Source organism: Halomonas aquatica (assembly GCF_040196335.1).
GTDB classification, from domain to species: Bacteria; Pseudomonadota; Gammaproteobacteria; order Pseudomonadales; family Halomonadaceae; genus Halomonas; species Halomonas aquatica.
Genome location: NZ_JBEGCJ010000002.1, coordinates 323,154 through 337,268 on the forward strand (window position 1 = coordinate 323,154; position 14,115 = coordinate 337,268).

At 61.0% G+C, this 14,115-nt stretch carries 14 protein-coding genes and 2 pseudogenes; 2 read left to right on the top strand and 14 right to left on the bottom strand.

The annotated features are described in order from the left end of the window. Window positions 1-8: 8 nt before the first annotated feature. The 12 genes and pseudogenes from ABE960_RS04645 to ABE960_RS04695 form a co-directional block, all read right to left on the bottom strand. Window positions 9-539 (bottom strand): EAL domain-containing protein, encoded by a 531-nt coding sequence (locus ABE960_RS04645; protein ID WP_432765336.1) that lies wholly within the window; start codon window positions 537-539, stop codon window positions 9-11. Beyond that, window positions 530-745: pseudogene (locus ABE960_RS14845) on the bottom strand (EAL domain-containing protein); the annotation flags it as partial. The pseudogene ABE960_RS14845 and the gene ABE960_RS04645, both read right to left, overlap by 10 nt. 75 nt (window positions 746-820) lie before the next feature. After that, the gene (locus tag ABE960_RS04650; protein ID WP_349761072.1) at window positions 821-1,945 is read right to left on the bottom strand and encodes a sensor domain-containing protein; all 1,125 of its coding nucleotides are present in this window, start codon (window positions 1,943-1,945) and stop codon (window positions 821-823) included. Between the two features lie 260 nt (window positions 1,946-2,205). Continuing rightward, the gene (locus ABE960_RS04655) at window positions 2,206-3,345 is read right to left on the bottom strand and encodes a metal ABC transporter permease (protein WP_349761073.1); all 1,140 of its coding nucleotides are present in this window, start codon (window positions 3,343-3,345) and stop codon (window positions 2,206-2,208) included. Continuing rightward, complete coding sequence (locus ABE960_RS04660; RefSeq protein ID WP_349761074.1) at window positions 3,345-4,490, bottom strand: metal ABC transporter permease; 1,146 nt, start codon at window positions 4,488-4,490, stop codon at window positions 3,345-3,347. The genes ABE960_RS04655 and ABE960_RS04660 overlap by 1 nt, the downstream gene beginning before the upstream one ends. Continuing rightward, window positions 4,487-5,287: a metal ABC transporter ATP-binding protein gene (locus ABE960_RS04665; RefSeq protein ID WP_349761075.1), complete on the bottom strand. Its 801-nt coding sequence runs from the start codon at window positions 5,285-5,287 to the stop codon at window positions 4,487-4,489. Before ABE960_RS04665 ends, ABE960_RS04660 begins: the two co-directional genes overlap by 4 nt. A gap of 69 nt (window positions 5,288-5,356) precedes the next feature. Further along, window positions 5,357-6,331 (bottom strand): metal ABC transporter solute-binding protein, Zn/Mn family, encoded by a 975-nt coding sequence (locus tag ABE960_RS04670; RefSeq protein WP_349761076.1) that lies wholly within the window; start codon window positions 6,329-6,331, stop codon window positions 5,357-5,359. 198 nt (window positions 6,332-6,529) lie between these two features. Then, window positions 6,530-6,976 carry a manganese-binding transcriptional regulator MntR gene (gene mntR / locus ABE960_RS04675; RefSeq protein WP_349761077.1) on the bottom strand — a complete coding sequence of 149 codons (447 nt, stop codon included), beginning with the start codon at window positions 6,974-6,976 and terminating at the stop codon, window positions 6,530-6,532. 257 nt (window positions 6,977-7,233) lie between these two features. Continuing rightward, window positions 7,234-7,659: a universal stress protein gene (locus ABE960_RS04680; RefSeq protein WP_349761078.1), complete on the bottom strand. Its 426-nt coding sequence runs from the start codon at window positions 7,657-7,659 to the stop codon at window positions 7,234-7,236. A gap of 9 nt (window positions 7,660-7,668) precedes the next feature. After that, a complete protein-coding gene (locus ABE960_RS04685) occupies window positions 7,669-8,991 on the bottom strand; it encodes a TRAP transporter large permease (RefSeq protein WP_349761079.1) in 1,323 nt (440 codons plus the stop codon). Further along, window positions 8,981-9,529: a TRAP transporter small permease subunit gene (locus tag ABE960_RS04690; protein ID WP_349761080.1), complete on the bottom strand. Its 549-nt coding sequence runs from the start codon at window positions 9,527-9,529 to the stop codon at window positions 8,981-8,983. Before ABE960_RS04690 ends, ABE960_RS04685 begins: the two co-directional genes overlap by 11 nt. 239 nt (window positions 9,530-9,768) lie before the next feature. Next, a complete protein-coding gene (locus ABE960_RS04695; RefSeq protein ID WP_349761081.1) occupies window positions 9,769-10,794 on the bottom strand; it encodes a TRAP transporter substrate-binding protein in 1,026 nt (341 codons plus the stop codon). Between the two features lie 579 nt (window positions 10,795-11,373). On the opposite strand from ABE960_RS04695, the gene ABE960_RS04700 reads away from it, so the two are divergent. Together ABE960_RS04700 and ABE960_RS04705 are read left to right on the top strand one after the other, a co-directional pair. Further along, on the top strand, window positions 11,374-11,952 hold the full coding sequence (locus ABE960_RS04700) for a putative antibiotic biosynthesis monooxygenase (protein WP_349761082.1): 579 nt from the start codon (window positions 11,374-11,376) through the stop codon (window positions 11,950-11,952). Window positions 11,953-12,114: 162 nt separating this feature from the next. Next, window positions 12,115-13,044: a homocysteine S-methyltransferase family protein gene (locus ABE960_RS04705; protein WP_349761083.1), complete on the top strand. Its 930-nt coding sequence runs from the start codon at window positions 12,115-12,117 to the stop codon at window positions 13,042-13,044. Between the two features lie 218 nt (window positions 13,045-13,262). Here ABE960_RS04705 and ABE960_RS04710 read toward each other — a convergent pair. Further along, a pseudogene (locus tag ABE960_RS04710) lies at window positions 13,263-13,583 on the bottom strand (transposase); the annotation flags it as partial. 139 nt (window positions 13,584-13,722) lie between these two features. Continuing rightward, window positions 13,723-14,082 carry a DUF1428 domain-containing protein gene (locus ABE960_RS04715; RefSeq protein WP_349761084.1) on the bottom strand — a complete coding sequence of 120 codons (360 nt, stop codon included), beginning with the start codon at window positions 14,080-14,082 and terminating at the stop codon, window positions 13,723-13,725. Between the last annotated feature and the right edge of the window lie 33 nt (window positions 14,083-14,115).

The window sequence follows — 14,115 nt, forward strand, 5'->3', positions numbered from 1 at the left end:
TGCTCATGCTAGCGTTTTCTGCCCAACCAACTCTGAGGTGGTTGCCAGGAGTTGACCCATTGAGGAATCGACTCGGCTGGCATGGGCCGAGCAATTCCAAAGCCTTGCGCCAGGTCACATCCAAGGTCCAGGAGACACTCGCCCTGTGCCTGAGTCTCGACACCCTCTGCAACCACTTCGCATCGAAAGGCACCTTCCAAAGCGATAATCGCCCTCAACATGGCAAGGTCATCAACACTTACCAGCATGTCGCTCACAAAACTACGATCGATCTTGAGCACTTGCGCAGGTAGTCGGAGAAGATGGATGAGAGACGAATATCCCGTGCCGACATCATCTAGTGCCACCCTGACGACGAGCGCCTTGCAGATGGTAATGATGTCGGACACATGCTGGATATCATCCAAGGCGCTGCTTTCAATGATATCCAGTTCAATACTGCCGGCGGGCAACTGACCCAGTCGAGAGCGAAGCTTTTCAATGAAATTCGGTTGCTGGATCTGCATGGCAGTGAGATTGACGCCTATTGTCAATGACACCCCCGCCTGCTGCCATTGCTCAGCCTGCTTGACGGCTTGACGGCTTGTGTCAAAACCCAGTCATCCACGTCAATCGATAGCGGGTCATCCTGCAGAGAAGGCAGAAAGGTTACCGGCAACAATAGGCCGTTTTGCGGATGCTGCCAACGAACCAGCGCTTCGGCGCCAATCACCTCGCCCGTTCTCATGCTGATCTTGGACTGATAGTAAAGCCGAAATTAATCGTTATTTAACGCGTTGCGCACTTCGTTGATCAGGTCTGTTCTTTCTTTCACGACGTTTTACCGCGCGGAGTCAAACAGACTATATTGATTCCGCCCGGCCATTTTCGCCTGGTACATGGCCTGGTCAGCCTGGCGCAGCAACTGGTCGGCATTAATAGGCTGCGCCTGGGGATAAAACGTCAAGCCGGCACTGGCAGACACCTGCAACTGAAGCTTATTGATGTCTACAATGCTGCTGGCGGCGATCAACAATCGGGAAATAATGGGGCCAACGGAGACCTTGTCAGGCAGGTCGACCAACACTGCCACAAACTCGTCTCCACCCAGGCGCGCCAGAGTGTCACCCTCGCGCAAGTCTTTTTGCATCTGGTCAGCTATCTCGGCAAGCAACTGATCCCCTATGTCGTGGCCATATTGATCATTAATGGCCTTGAAGCCATCCAGATCCACATAGACAATAGCAATCATCAGCTGGCGTCGCTCGGCTTGCTGCATACTCAGCTGCAGACGATCTGCCAACAGATTGCGGTTGGGTAACTGGGTTATGGTGTCAAAATGAGCAAGCCTCTCAAGCTCATGATTAATGCTCGCCAATTCCTTTGATTTTTTCTGCAGTGCATCGGCAGTATTTCTTCTCAGCTGCATGTTAACCAGCAACACGGCGAACAACTTTAGCATTTGTATTTCATATTCACCGTATTGAATCTGTTTCTTTACCGCATCAAATCCAACGAAACCAACGCAGGTTTCACCATCCATGAGGGGAATGCTCAAGAGGCTTTTAATATTCTGTGGGGATAGAATATCTTTTAGCGGGCCCGATTCCAGTGCCGGCACATCCGCTATCAGTACGGATTCGCCCTGAGCATGCGGCTCCCAGAAAGACGAGATTTCATGTAGGTCAACCGCCTGCAACTGGTCTATGTGGGCAGAAATGCCGGGGGCGCACCACTCGTAGGTGTTAGTTGCCTGATGTCGCGAAAAGTCGTAGGCAAATATATAGACCCGGTCCACATCAAAGAAGGACCCTATGTCGGCCAGTGCCTGGTGGATGGCACTATCCATCTGGTCCAGCGGCAGGTTGATGAATGCCATTGAGGTGCGAAGGATCAGCGCGTTGTAGGCTGCATCACGGGCCACACCACCGACGCCCTGATTAGAGTTCGTCATGTTCCAGCTCATCGTTTTTTCCGTTACGGAGCGAATTCAGGCCAGAACGCGTATCTAACCAGTGCCTTTAGCATAGGCTAACGAGGCATGGGGGGAAACCCTGAGTCACTGGCTGCAGCCGAATCACTGGCTTCGCACGGCGCCTTTCAACATAGACGACAGCTACCACCCTAGCCCGCATGCGGCCGCCGCGCTGCCAGCAGCGCTCCCACAAGGGCAGGCTTCATCTGGCTTCGCGCTGCACGCAGCGCTCCTGCAAGGGCGAAGGGGCTTCAGGAGGAGCGGCGGCCGCTGGGGTCGAAGATTTCCCGAGCCATCTCGCGCCCTTGCGAGGTGAGGCGCAGGGCTTCCCCCTCGCGAACGACCAACCGCTGGTCGCTGCTGCGTTGCACCACCTGGGCGGCCTTGGCGGCGTCCCAGCGCAGGTGCTCACCCAGTGCGCGGATGACGTTCTCCTCGCCCTGCTCAGGTCCGCCTTCATGGTTGTAGAGGTGCACGGCGAGGGTGCGGATCTCGTTGTGACGGCGTTGGCCGCGGCGGCGCAGCAGCTGGGCGACCAGGCCGTAGCGCGGCCCGGCGAGGAAGGCCAGCATCAGGAAGACACCGGTCATCACCGCCATCATGCCGCCGATCGAGACGTTCCAGGCCACCGCCACGGCATAGCCGCTGACGCTCGAGGCAATGGAGACCGCGATGCCGTAGAGGAACATCAGCCACAGCCGGTCGGTCAGCAGGAAGGCCGTCGAGGCCGGCACGATCACGAAGGCGACGAAGAGCACCGCGCCCACCGCGTCGAAGGCCGCCACGGCGGTGCCGCTGGTCAGCAGCAGCAGGCCGTAGAAGAGCAAGCCCGGCGCCAGCCCCAGTGCCCGTGCCAAGGCCTCGTCGAAGGTGGCCAGCTTGAGCTCCTTGTAGAACAGCACCACGAAGGCGCCGTTGAGCAGCGTCATGGCGCCCATGGAGAGCAGCGAGCGCGGCACCCGGTAGCCACCGAGGGTCACGGTGTCGAGCCACACGAAGCCGATCTCGCCGAGCAGCACGGTGTGGGTGTCGATGTGCACGTCCCGGGCATAGAGGTTGAGCAGCAGCACGCCGATCGAAAACAGCACCGGGAATACCAGGCCGATGGCGGCGTCCTTCTTGACGCGCCGGGTACTGACCAGCAGTTCGGTGAGAAACACCGTGAGCACGCCCGCCAGGGCGGCGCCGAGGATCTGTACGGGACCGCTCTGCTGGTGGGTGATCAGCCAGACGATGACGATGCCGAAGACGATGGAGTGGCCGATGGCGTCGGAGAGCATGCTGGTGCCGCGCAGCACCAGGAAGGTGCCCACCAGCGTGGAGGCGATGCCTACCAGGGCGCCCACCAGCATGATCTGCAGGGCCACGTTGTCGAGCAGGGCGGTGAGCATCAGGCATTCTCCCGGCCGAGGGATTCAAGTACCCGCTCGGCTTCAGTGATGCCCGCCGGGGTCAGCACCCAGCGCCGGGGCGGCCCCGGCTCGTCAGGGGGCGTGTCGCGCCATTCGGCCAGGCCGCGGCGCTCCAACTGGCGCAGCACCGCACGGGTGCGCAGGCCGTGATAGGTATCGAGCATGCCCTGCTCGGTGCGATAGATCGGGTCGGCGTGATGCGCGGCGAGCCGGTAGAGGGTGGTCAGCACCTGCTGGTGGCGCAGCCGATGCCGCGCGCGCATGCGCCGGAACGCCTCCCACAGGAAGCCGCGCTCCGGCGCCAGGGTCATCGACACCAGCACCACGCTGGATACGCTGAGGATGATCAGCGGCCCGGTGGCGAGCCCGCGGGAGAGCGCACTGAGCAGCGCGCCGAAGATGCCGCTGACCACGCCGATCAGCGCGGCCAGCAGCACCATGTCCTCGAGGCGGCGGCTCCACTGGCGGGCGGCCACCGCCGGGGCGATGATCATCGCCGCCATCAGCACCACACCGACCATCTGCAGCCCGACCACCACGGCCAGCGCCACCATCACCGTGAGCAGCACCTCGAGCCAGGCCACCGGCATGCCCAGGGAGGTGGCGAACTCTGGGTCGAAGGAGACCAGCTTGAACTCCTTCCATAGCGCCGCCACCAGCGCCAGCGCCACGGCGGTGATGCCGCCCATGATCCACAGGTCGGAGCGCAGGGTCGCCGCCGCCTGGCCGAACAGGAAGGCGTCGAGCCCGCCCTGGGAGGCGTTGTTCATGCCCTGAATATGGGTCAGCAGCACCACCCCCATGGCGAAGAAGACGCTCAGGGTGATGCCGAGGCCCGCGTCGGTCTTTAGACGGCTCATGCGCGTCAGCAGCAGCATCACCAGGGCGGCCAGCGCGCCGGTGGCCAGCGCCCCGAGCAGGATGCTGCCGATATCCCGGGTGCCGGCGATGATGAAGCCCAGGCAGACCCCGGGCAGTGCCGCATGGGACATGGTGTCGCCGAGCAGGCTTTGCTGGCGCAGCACCGCGAAACTGCCCAGCACCCCGCTGACGAGCCCCAGCAGGGCCGCCCCGGCGACGACGTTCTGGATGGTGTAGTCGGAGAGCAGCTCGACGACGCTCATCCGGCCCGCACCGCGGCCTCTGCGGCCGCCTCCTCGGAGAGGAAGGTATCCTGGTCGAGCAGCGCAATCTGGCCGCCGTAGGCCTGGCGCAGGTGATCGGCGGTGTAGACCTCGGCGACCGGCCCCTGGGCGATGACACGCACGTTGAGGATCAGCAGCCAGTCGAAGTAGCTGCGCACCGTCTGCAGGTCGTGGTGCACCACGATCACCGTCTTGCCCTCGTCGCGCAGGCGGCGAAGGATGTCGACGATGGCGCGCTCGGTGGTGGCGTCGACCCCGGCCATGGGCTCGTCGAGGAAGTAGACGTCGGCCTTCTGCACAAGCGCTCGGGCCAGGAACACCCGCTGCTGCTGGCCGCCGGAGAGCTGGCTGATCTGGCGCCTTGCGAAGTCGGCCATGCCGACCAGCTCCAGCGCCGCCATCGCCTCGTCGCGCTCGCGGCGTCCGGGCCGACGCAGCCAGCCCAGCCGGCCGTAGAGCCCCATGGTGACAACGTCCAGCGCAGTGGTGGGGAAATCCCAGTCGACGCTGGAGCGCTGCGGCACGTAGCCGACCCGGCGGCGCTGCGCCTTGTAGGGACGGCCGTGCAGGGTGACGTGCCCCGCCACCGCGGGCACCAGCCCCAGCACGCTCTTGATCAGGGTGCTCTTGCCGGCGCCGTTGGGGCCGATGATGGCGGCCATCACCCCGGGCGGTACGTCGAAGTCGATGTCCCACAGCACCGGCTTGCTATGGTAGCTGACGGTGAGGTCCTCGACGTGCAGGGCCAGATCCGGTTCGTGTAGCGTCGTCGACATGGGGCTCTCCCGCGGGATGGCGGCTCTAGGGTGGCGGTCAGGACGAGGGGGCTCGTCGGCAGCTGGCGGTCAGCTGGTGGGGATCTCCCAGCGCTCGACCCATGTCTCGAGGGGCGCGGGCAGCGGGGCTGGCTCGCCGCCGAGGGCCTCGACGATGTGCCGGGTATTGGCATGAAGCATGCCGATGTAGGTGCCGCCGGCGGTGCCCGCCTCGCCCATGGCATCGGAGTAGAGCTGGCCGCCGATCTCCACGGCATGACCCTGGTCGCGGGCGGCATCGATCACCGCCTGGACGGTGCGCGGATTGATGGTGCTCTCGATGAACACGGCGGGAACCTCACGTTCGATCACCACCTGGGTCATGCGGCGGATATCCGCCACCCCGGTCTCGGTCTCGGTGCTGATGCCCTGAATGCCCGCCACCTCGATGCCGTAGGCGCGGCCGTAGTAGTTGAAGGCGTCGTGGGCGGTGACCAGGATGCGCTGCGCCTCGGGGATCGTCGCGATGCTCGCCTCGATCCAGCCGTGCAGGGCCTCGAGCTGGGTGTCATAAGCATCGGCGTTGGCGCGGATGGCGGCCTCGCACTCGGGGCGCGCCGCAATGAAGGCGTCGGCGAGGGTGGGAATGATCCGGGCCCACAGCGAGACGTCCATCCACAGGTGCGGGTCGATGCCGTAGACGTCCTGCACGGTGATCAGGCTTGCCGTGTCGATGGAGGACGGCGCCACCGCCACCGTTGGCGTGATGTCGGAGAAGCGCGCCAGCACCTCGCCGAGCTGGCCCTCCAGGGAATAGCCAGAGTAGAAGATCTGCTCGGCCTGCTGCAGGGTCGCCACGTCCCGGGCGCTGGCCTGGTAGAGGTGGGGATCGACCCCGGGCCCCATGATGGCCGAGACGTCGGCGCACTCGCCGCCCACCTGGGCGGCCACGTCGGCGATCATGCCGATGGTGGTCACGGTGGTCAGCGGCGGCTCTGCCGCCATCGTCTGACCGCCCAGCGCCAGCGGCACCAGCATACCCAGCGTTACCTTCCAGCGTTTCATATGCACTTCCCCATAAACGTGACCACGATGCTCATCAATATAGCCTTTGCTATACGACAGGAGAGCACACTTCTCCTCTCGATCCCACCCCGCTCTCGGTGGCTTCAGCGTGATGGCGTCCTGTCGGGCGTCGAGCGGAGCGGATCGGCGCTTAGCGATCGCCTTTCGCCGCACGAGGTGTGATCTCTCGGCAGGGGCTCAGCCGTCGTCGAGAAAACGCTCGAGGGCGGCCAGGGTCTCGCCACTGACGTGATGCTCAATGCCCTCGGCATCGAGGCGAGCGGTCTCGGCGCTGACCCCCAGCTTGCGCAGGCAGGCCTCGACGAGGTGGTGTCGCCGCCGGCTCTCGGCGGCGAGGCGTTCCCCCGCCTCGGTCATGAAGATTCCCCGGTAGGGCCGCTTGATGATCAGACCCTCCTCCGCCAGGCGCTTGAGCATCTTGGCCACGGTGGGCTGGGCGACGCCGAGGCGACGTGCGATATCGATCTGCCTGGCCTCGCCGCTATCGGCGATCAGGTCCGAAATCAGCTCGACGTAGTCTTCCGCCAGCTCGGTGCGCCGCGCATCGCGCGCCTTGCGAAAGCCCTGCACGTGGCTATCCGGCTCGATGAGTCGCCCATGGCGGTGCTGAAGCGCTGATGTCATCGGATCCTGACCTGAATGGATAGAAAGCTGGAAGGATAAGGGAGGGGCTTGGCCCCATCATGCATTGCGGCACCAGGATTGCAATTTTGGCGGCGCCCTGCCGCTGCGCAGGCTCGTCCTCCCGGGGGGTATTCACCTCCACCATGTTAAAAGAAAGCCCGCCTAACCATGGTCGGGAAGGCGGGCCGTAGGTGATCAGCACTGCGAGGGCGAACAGGGCGCCTCCTGACACATCAAGCAGTGCTCATCTCTTCATGCTAGCGGATAACAAACACTGAGCAATCGGCGTGTCGGACCACGCGCTCGGCTGTTGAGCCGATAAAGTAGCTGGAGACCCCTGGCTGGCTGGCCATCATCAGAATGGCGTCGGCACTTATCTCCGAGGCGTATTCGAGTATCTGATCGTGGGCGACGCCCTCGCGGGTGACAACGTTCATGGTGACGTTTTCCAGCTGAAGCGACTCGGAAAGGCTCTGCAGTTGAGCCTGCGCCTCTTGCCTGTGTTCGTCGAATTGGCTTTCCTCTAGCTCCATCATTAAAGCGTCCCTGTGAACCATGATCGGATCCACGTAAAGCAGGGTGACACTGCCTACGCCATCGATCAGCAGCTGCGCGGCTTGCCGAAGCCGCTCGAGATGCTCTTTGTGGGTGAGGTCGACAGGTATCAGGATTTGATTGAACATGGAATCACCTCAGCTCATCACTTTGTTGGGCAGCCAAAGCACGATCTCTGGAAAGATCATGCAAAGGATAAGCACGACCAGATTCACTGCGATAAATGGCGTGACTGAGCGGTAAATCTCCCCCATTCCCACGTCAGGTGGAGCGATCCCTTTCAGGTAGAACAGAGCGAAGCCATATGGCGGTGTCTGCACAGCGATCAATATGTTGAGAATCATCAGCACCCCGAACCAGATAGGGTCATAGCCCAAGGAAACTGCGATCGGAGTAAACAGTGGGGCACACATCAATACGATGATGAACTCGTCAATGATGAATCCCAACAGCAGCATGATCAGCTGAAACAGGATGATGATCATGATCGGCGGTAGGTTCAGACCGTTGGCGAGATCGGCCACCATACTCTGAACCCCCATCAGCAGATGGAAGTTGCTGAAAACCGAGGCGCCGAAGATGATCCACATGGCCACGCTGACCAGGGTGGCGGTCTGGAATCCGGCGGACTGGAACATGGCCGGCCTGAAACGCTTGAACATGATCGCCAGCACGATGGCACCCACCACGCCGATGGCGCCTGACTCGGTCGGGGTGGCAATGCCAGTAATAATGCTGCCCAGCACGACGAAGATCAGCAGCAGAGCGGACAGGCCATCACGCAGGATGACGAATTTCTGCTTCGGCGTGCGAGGCGGCTCGTCGGTATTTTCCTTGTCCAGTGGAGCTCGGTTCGGATTGAGCCAACAGCTGATTACCACGTAAGTGATCAGTAGCACGATCGTCAGCAGAGCCGGCATCATCGCGCCCAGAAACATGCGCCCGACCGAGTTCTGGGTTGCGGCGGCAAACATGATCATGGGGATGCTGGGGGGAATCAGGATGCCCAGGCCTCCGCCCGCCATGATGACACCCAGCGCGAGGCGCCTGTTGTAGCCTCGATCCAGCATCGGGCGAAGCGCGATACTGCCGGAGGTCATGATACCGGCACCGATGATGCCGACCATGGCACCGATCATCGAGCAAACCCCGATAACGCTGATGGCCAGCGAACCACGCACCCGGCCGATCAAAAGCTGGCTGGCGTTAAACATGGCATCGCCGATCCCGGACTTTGTCAGCAATTGGCCCATGTAAATATAGAGAGGGATAGCTAACAGGATAAAACTGAAAAAGGTCGATTCCAGTGTCGTTGGGATGACGTTGAAGATGCCATCTCCCCAGGTCATGTAGCCAATGCCCATGGCGATTCCGCCCAGCGCGAGGCCTACAGGGGCTCCCAGGGCGAAGAAGGTCAGGATGCACAGCAGCAGCACCCCGGTCAGCAATTCAATGCCCATGATGGGTCCCCTCTTTTTGTTTCAGCAGCGGAATTCCCGTCAACAGATAATAAATATCGTTCAATGTGTCGCGCACAAGTTGAGAAATAAAGAGCGAACAGGCGACGATCATCATTACCCAGAAGTGATACATGGGCGGCGCCCACTCGCTTTCGCGACGATAATCGAATTCCAGGGCTTCCAATAACTTGCCCGTGCTTACCTTCACGATAATGATCAGGAAGAAGATGCCCAGGGCGAAGCCGATGATGTTAAAGACGCTCTTGGCCTTGGGCGAGACCTTCAGATAGAGAATATCTACGTTGATGTGTGCTCGTTTCTGCTGGGCATAAGCGCCGCCAAGCGCAGTGATGTAGCCGAACAAAAACAGAGACAGGTCATAGGCCCAAATGGTGGGGCTTCCGAGCACATAGCGAGAGAACACTTCAAAGGCGACGATGCCGGCCAATACCGGCATTAGGTAGGACGCTGCCTTGCCGGTCAGCATGACAATGAAATCAATGCTGTGGCATAGCCCCCTAAGAAAGGTATGGAACATAAGGGATCTCCTGAATCATGTAAAAGGCGGAAAGCACTGTGTACTTTCCGCCTCCTCCTGGCCTTTTCATTTCCTCAGGTCTATCAAGCTGGCAATAGCTACCGGCTAAATAAAGTGATGCATCTATGCATCTCCATCGGCAGAAGGCCCGATACTAACTCTTGACAGCAGGCGGATTTTGCAAAACTCCGCCCGCTTTCAAGAGCGATAATTCAACAGGCAAAGTGCCTTTTGAATGATCAGTAATCGGTGGAATTCAGGATTTCGATCAGCTGCTTGCTGTATTTGCCCTGTTCTGCGTACTCTTCGCGCAGAGTAGCGCCGGCATCAGCCCAGGCCTGCTTGTCCGCGTCGCTTGGCTCCGGGCTCCACTCCAGTCCATTGGCTTTCATATCTTCCAGAGCCTCGCTTTCCCACTGCTTGGACTTGGTCAGCTGCTCCTCGGCATGGATCTCGGTGGCCTTGCGCACGGCTGCCTTGAGGTCATCGGGCAGCTTGTTCCAGTCGCTGCGATTCACGACGATCGGCAGTACCTGAGCGCCGGCCAGGGGCAGGGGATACATGTACTTGGCGACTTCAACATGGTTACCGTCGCGGTGATCGATCATGTTGCTGCCGATGGAACCGTCGATGACGCCGGTGGCCAGGCTGGTGTAGATCTCGCTCCAGGCCATTGACACCGGGGAGGCGCCCAGGTTACGCAGGAACTTGCCGTAGGCACCGGGAGCGCGGATCTTCAGGCCCTCGAAATCTTCCACCGATTCGATCGGATTCTTGGTCAGGATGTACACCGGCGGCTGGATGTAAGGCTCGAGCCATACCATGCCCTGGGAGCCGTAGGCCTCCTCCAGAACCTCGCCCCAGCCCTTTTCGTGGAAGAGACTATTAAGCTCGTCGGTATCAGCGGTACCGCCGGGCAGGCCGATTTCGACGACCCCGGCCGGCAGCTCACCAGCGTGCATCGACTGGAATGGGGCGCCCATGGTGATCAGACCAGATTTTACTGCGCCCAGCAGGCCGGTGGTGCCGACCCCTTCGCCCGAATACAGGACCTGTACCTTGATCCGGCCATCAGAGAGCTGCTCGATGTTCTCGCCCAGATTTTCGTAAAGCTCGCCAAAAGCGGTGCCCCGGCTGTAAAGGTTGCTGAAACGCCAATTGTACTCAGCCGCCGCCACATCAGAGGCTACGACGCTAAGCGCCAGTCCCAGTCCTAGCGCTGATGTGGACAACCTATTCTTAAATTTACTGAAATTATTCAACATCGATTTTCTCCTCACAGGTGCCTTTTTATGCGCGCAAGCCATCAACCTTAGGGATAAAAGACCTCACTTGCCATAAGGAATCACCATGAAAGCTCTGATTGACTGCACAATGTCGTGAAAACGAAGTGATCTTAGCGGTCAGTGAAATGCTATCTGTCGCTGAACCTGAGCAAGCCAATATTCGTCAAGAATTCAGCCTGCCGGGTTTCGGAATACCCGGGTCGATTCATGCATAGGGTGTGCCAATCTCGTGTCTTAGTGCATTCATGATGCATGACGAAGTGGACCAGCAATCGCCTGATATCTTGCAAGATCCCTCTACCATCAAGCCCGCCTCCAAGGCTGTCTCAGTGTCGGTGGTGCCCATGTACCCGGTCCTAAATCGACAGAACATTATCGACAGAACATTACCCCACTCCTCGAATGGGCTGAAACACTGTTTCTTCGGGCATTGTCAGGCTATACACCTCCATTTTGGCATCAGATGGTATGCTTATTGCCTATAGATTCACCAGGGCCTACCCGGCCCAAGTGATATCGGCGCCCTACCCGGGCACCGAGTGAATGAGGAGATGCACGATGTCATCCGATCCCGTCACCCTGATGGTGGCGCGCCGCGTGTCCCGCGGTCGTTACCGCGACTTCACCACCTGGCTGGAAGAGGGCCGCGAGCTGGCCAGCGATTTTGCCGGCTACCTGGGCTCAGGCGTGCTCGCCCCGCCTCCCGGCGAGGACGAGTATCAGATCATCTTCCGCTTCCGCGACGCCGATACCCTGGCCGTCTGGGAACACTCCGCCTCACGCCGGGCCTGGCTGGCCCGAGGCGAAGGGCTCTTCGAGGCGCCCCAGGAGCACCGCGCTACCGGGCTTGAAGGCTGGTTTCAGGACGCCACCGGCCAGACGCCGCCGCGCTGGAAACAGGCGATCGCCATCTGGCTGGCCTTCTTCCCGGTATCGCTGATGTTTCAGGCGCTGTTCGGCGTTGCCCTCGCCCCGCTGCCCCTGCTGCCCCGAGTACTGATCAGCACCCTGATGCTCACCCCGGTGATGGTGTTCCTGTTCATCCCGCTCTCCATGCGCCTGCTGGGGCCGTGGTTGCGTGGTCAGGTGTCCCCGCTGGCGCATCTGGGCCGGTGCCTGCACCAGCGAGATGCATGACGTCTCCTCAGTGCCCCAGGTGTGCATTCCTCAGCAGCGCATCCGCTTGTCCTCCCTCTGGTGGCAACGTTTCCTTGAGCAGGCCATCATTAACGACTAGGGTCGTCATCCCGAACCACGACTGGCGAGGCAACAGGCATTTCAACGAAGGATGGTGACCCGATGAGCGCTGACGAACACCAGGTGGTGCTACTGGACGGGGGAATGGGACAGGAACTCAGGAGGCGCAGCAGTCGCCCTGTCACCCCACTGTGGTCCGCTCAGATCATGCTGGACGAACCGAATCTCGTCGCCGCCGTCCACCGCGACTTCATCGACGCCGGCGCCCGGGTCATCACCACCAACAACTACAGCGCGACACCCCAGCGCCTCGAGCGCGATGGCGACCCCGGAATGTTCGAGGCGCTCCATGCCGCCGCGTTGAACGCCGCTCGCCAGGCGCGCGAGGAGAGCGGCAAGGCGGTGCGCATTGCGGGCTGCCTGCCCCCCTTGGTCGCGAGCTACCACCATGAGGTCGTGCCGGAAGACGCCACCTGCCTGCGCGACTATCGCCGTCTGGTGCAGGTCCAGGCCGAGGGCGTCGATCTGTTCCTCTGCGAGACCATGTCCCTGATCCGCGAGGCACGTGCCGCCACCCTCGCGGCCGTGGAGAGCAACCTCCCGGTATGGGTCGCCTTCACGGTGGCTGACCACGACGGCACGCGTCTACGTTCAGGCGAGCCGCTGGCCGAGGCGGCCAGAGCGGTGGTAGCGGCCGGGGCCGACGCGGTGCTGGTCAACTGTGCGGTACCTGAGGCGATAACCACCGCCATTGATGAGCTTGCAGGCCTCGGTGTGCCGTTAGGCGGATACGCCAACGCCTTCGCGTCCGTAGCCCCCCTCCTGCCCGGCGGCACGGTGGATGCGCTGGCGTCGCGCACGGATCTGGATCCCGACGGCTATGCCGAGCACGCCTGTGGGTGGGTCGAGAGGGGCGCGACCATCGTGGGCGGCTGCTGCGAGGTCAGCCCGGCGCATATTGCCGCCCTGGCCAAGCGGTTGACCGCAAGGGGATACCGCCTGGTGTCCTCATTGGAGCCTGAAGATACGTGAAGATCACGTGATCTGGCCGCCGCGCTTCCTCTCTGCATGAACGATGGCGCCTCGCGGTCGCGCCTCCGTCGCCGGCTGCGACCCGTTCGGCAGCCGTGATGGTCTTACTGACCCCGAGAGGAGCACGCCATGACCGCCGCCAAGCTACTCGAACGTCTGGTGGGCTTTCCCACCGTTTCTCGTGACTCGAACCTGGACCTGGCGCGGCCGATCTGGCTGGCCTTATCCGACTCGATGAACTGGTATCTCAGCTCGACTCTTTGGCGAAGAAGGCCGCCTTTTTTAGAATATCCTTTTCAGTCTAAAGCTTACGAACTTCTTCGCGAAGCTTCTTGATCTCGACGTCGCGATCGTTCGTTTGCCGGCGCGGGGTGCCGGAGCCCCTGTTGACGGTGCTTGTGGCACCAGCGGTCCAAAACGCTACATTCCACTTACAGGCGCCGAGCAGCCTCGGATACGGAACACCCCTGATCGATCGCCAGGCTCACTGCATCCGCTTTGAATTCATCGAAAAACCGACGTCGAGTCTTCTTGATCATGAACACCTCCATTGCCTCCATCATGAGGCTTAGCGGGGTGTTCGCTCCAATTGGACCACTTCAGGAACGTACTTGAGCGACTTACCAGGCATTATCTTCAATATGCTGCGCAAGTGCTGTAACAAATAGGACCTCGCGCCTAAAGCCGAACTCGTTCCATGAATCCGCTCCAGAACAGCCGCTTGCCGTCGAAGGGCAGGTCAGCATGATCCATCATGTCAACGAAACGAGAATCCTCCAGCACCTGGGCCAGGATACGGTCGCGGTCCTTGCGCGAGGCATAGCGTATCCAGGCGAAGACGACCGTCTCACCCGGTTCGAGCTTGACGCTAATGGGAAAGGAGGTCTGCTCTCCCGGCCTGATGTCATCCCCCACGCACTCTACATACTCCAGGGCGCCGTATTCCTTCCAGATCTCGCCGGCGTGGCGAGTCAAACACAGATATTCGTCCAGCCGGTCCAGGGGAACCGGCAGAACGAAGACGTCGATATAGTTCATGACGGGCTACTCCCGAATTCGATACCTGACTCA

Coding starts and splice junctions, on each gene's coding strand:
- ABE960_RS04665 (WP_349761075.1), bottom strand. CDS start 5,287: ATGTCGACGACGCTACACGAACCGGATCTGGCCCTGCACGTCGAGGAC.
- ABE960_RS04650 (WP_349761072.1), bottom strand. CDS start 1,945: ATGAGCTGGAACATGACGAACTCTAATCAGGGCGTCGGTGGTGTGGCC.
- ABE960_RS04685 (WP_349761079.1), bottom strand. CDS start 8,991: ATGGGCATTGAATTGCTGACCGGGGTGCTGCTGCTGTGCATCCTGACC.
- ABE960_RS04690 (WP_349761080.1), bottom strand. CDS start 9,529: ATGTTCCATACCTTTCTTAGGGGGCTATGCCACAGCATTGATTTCATT.
- ABE960_RS04695 (WP_349761081.1), bottom strand. CDS start 10,794: ATGTTGAATAATTTCAGTAAATTTAAGAATAGGTTGTCCACATCAGCG.
- ABE960_RS04660 (WP_349761074.1), bottom strand. CDS start 4,490: ATGAGCGTCGTCGAGCTGCTCTCCGACTACACCATCCAGAACGTCGTC.
- ABE960_RS04700 (WP_349761082.1), top strand. CDS start 11,374: ATGTCATCCGATCCCGTCACCCTGATGGTGGCGCGCCGCGTGTCCCGC.
- ABE960_RS04705 (WP_349761083.1), top strand. CDS start 12,115: ATGAGCGCTGACGAACACCAGGTGGTGCTACTGGACGGGGGAATGGGA.
- ABE960_RS04680 (WP_349761078.1), bottom strand. CDS start 7,659: ATGTTCAATCAAATCCTGATACCTGTCGACCTCACCCACAAAGAGCAT.
- mntR (WP_349761077.1), bottom strand. CDS start 6,976: ATGACATCAGCGCTTCAGCACCGCCATGGGCGACTCATCGAGCCGGAT.
- ABE960_RS04670 (WP_349761076.1), bottom strand. CDS start 6,331: ATGAAACGCTGGAAGGTAACGCTGGGTATGCTGGTGCCGCTGGCGCTG.
- ABE960_RS04655 (WP_349761073.1), bottom strand. CDS start 3,345: ATGCTCACCGCCCTGCTCGACAACGTGGCCCTGCAGATCATGCTGGTG.
- ABE960_RS04715 (WP_349761084.1), bottom strand. CDS start 14,082: ATGAACTATATCGACGTCTTCGTTCTGCCGGTTCCCCTGGACCGGCTG.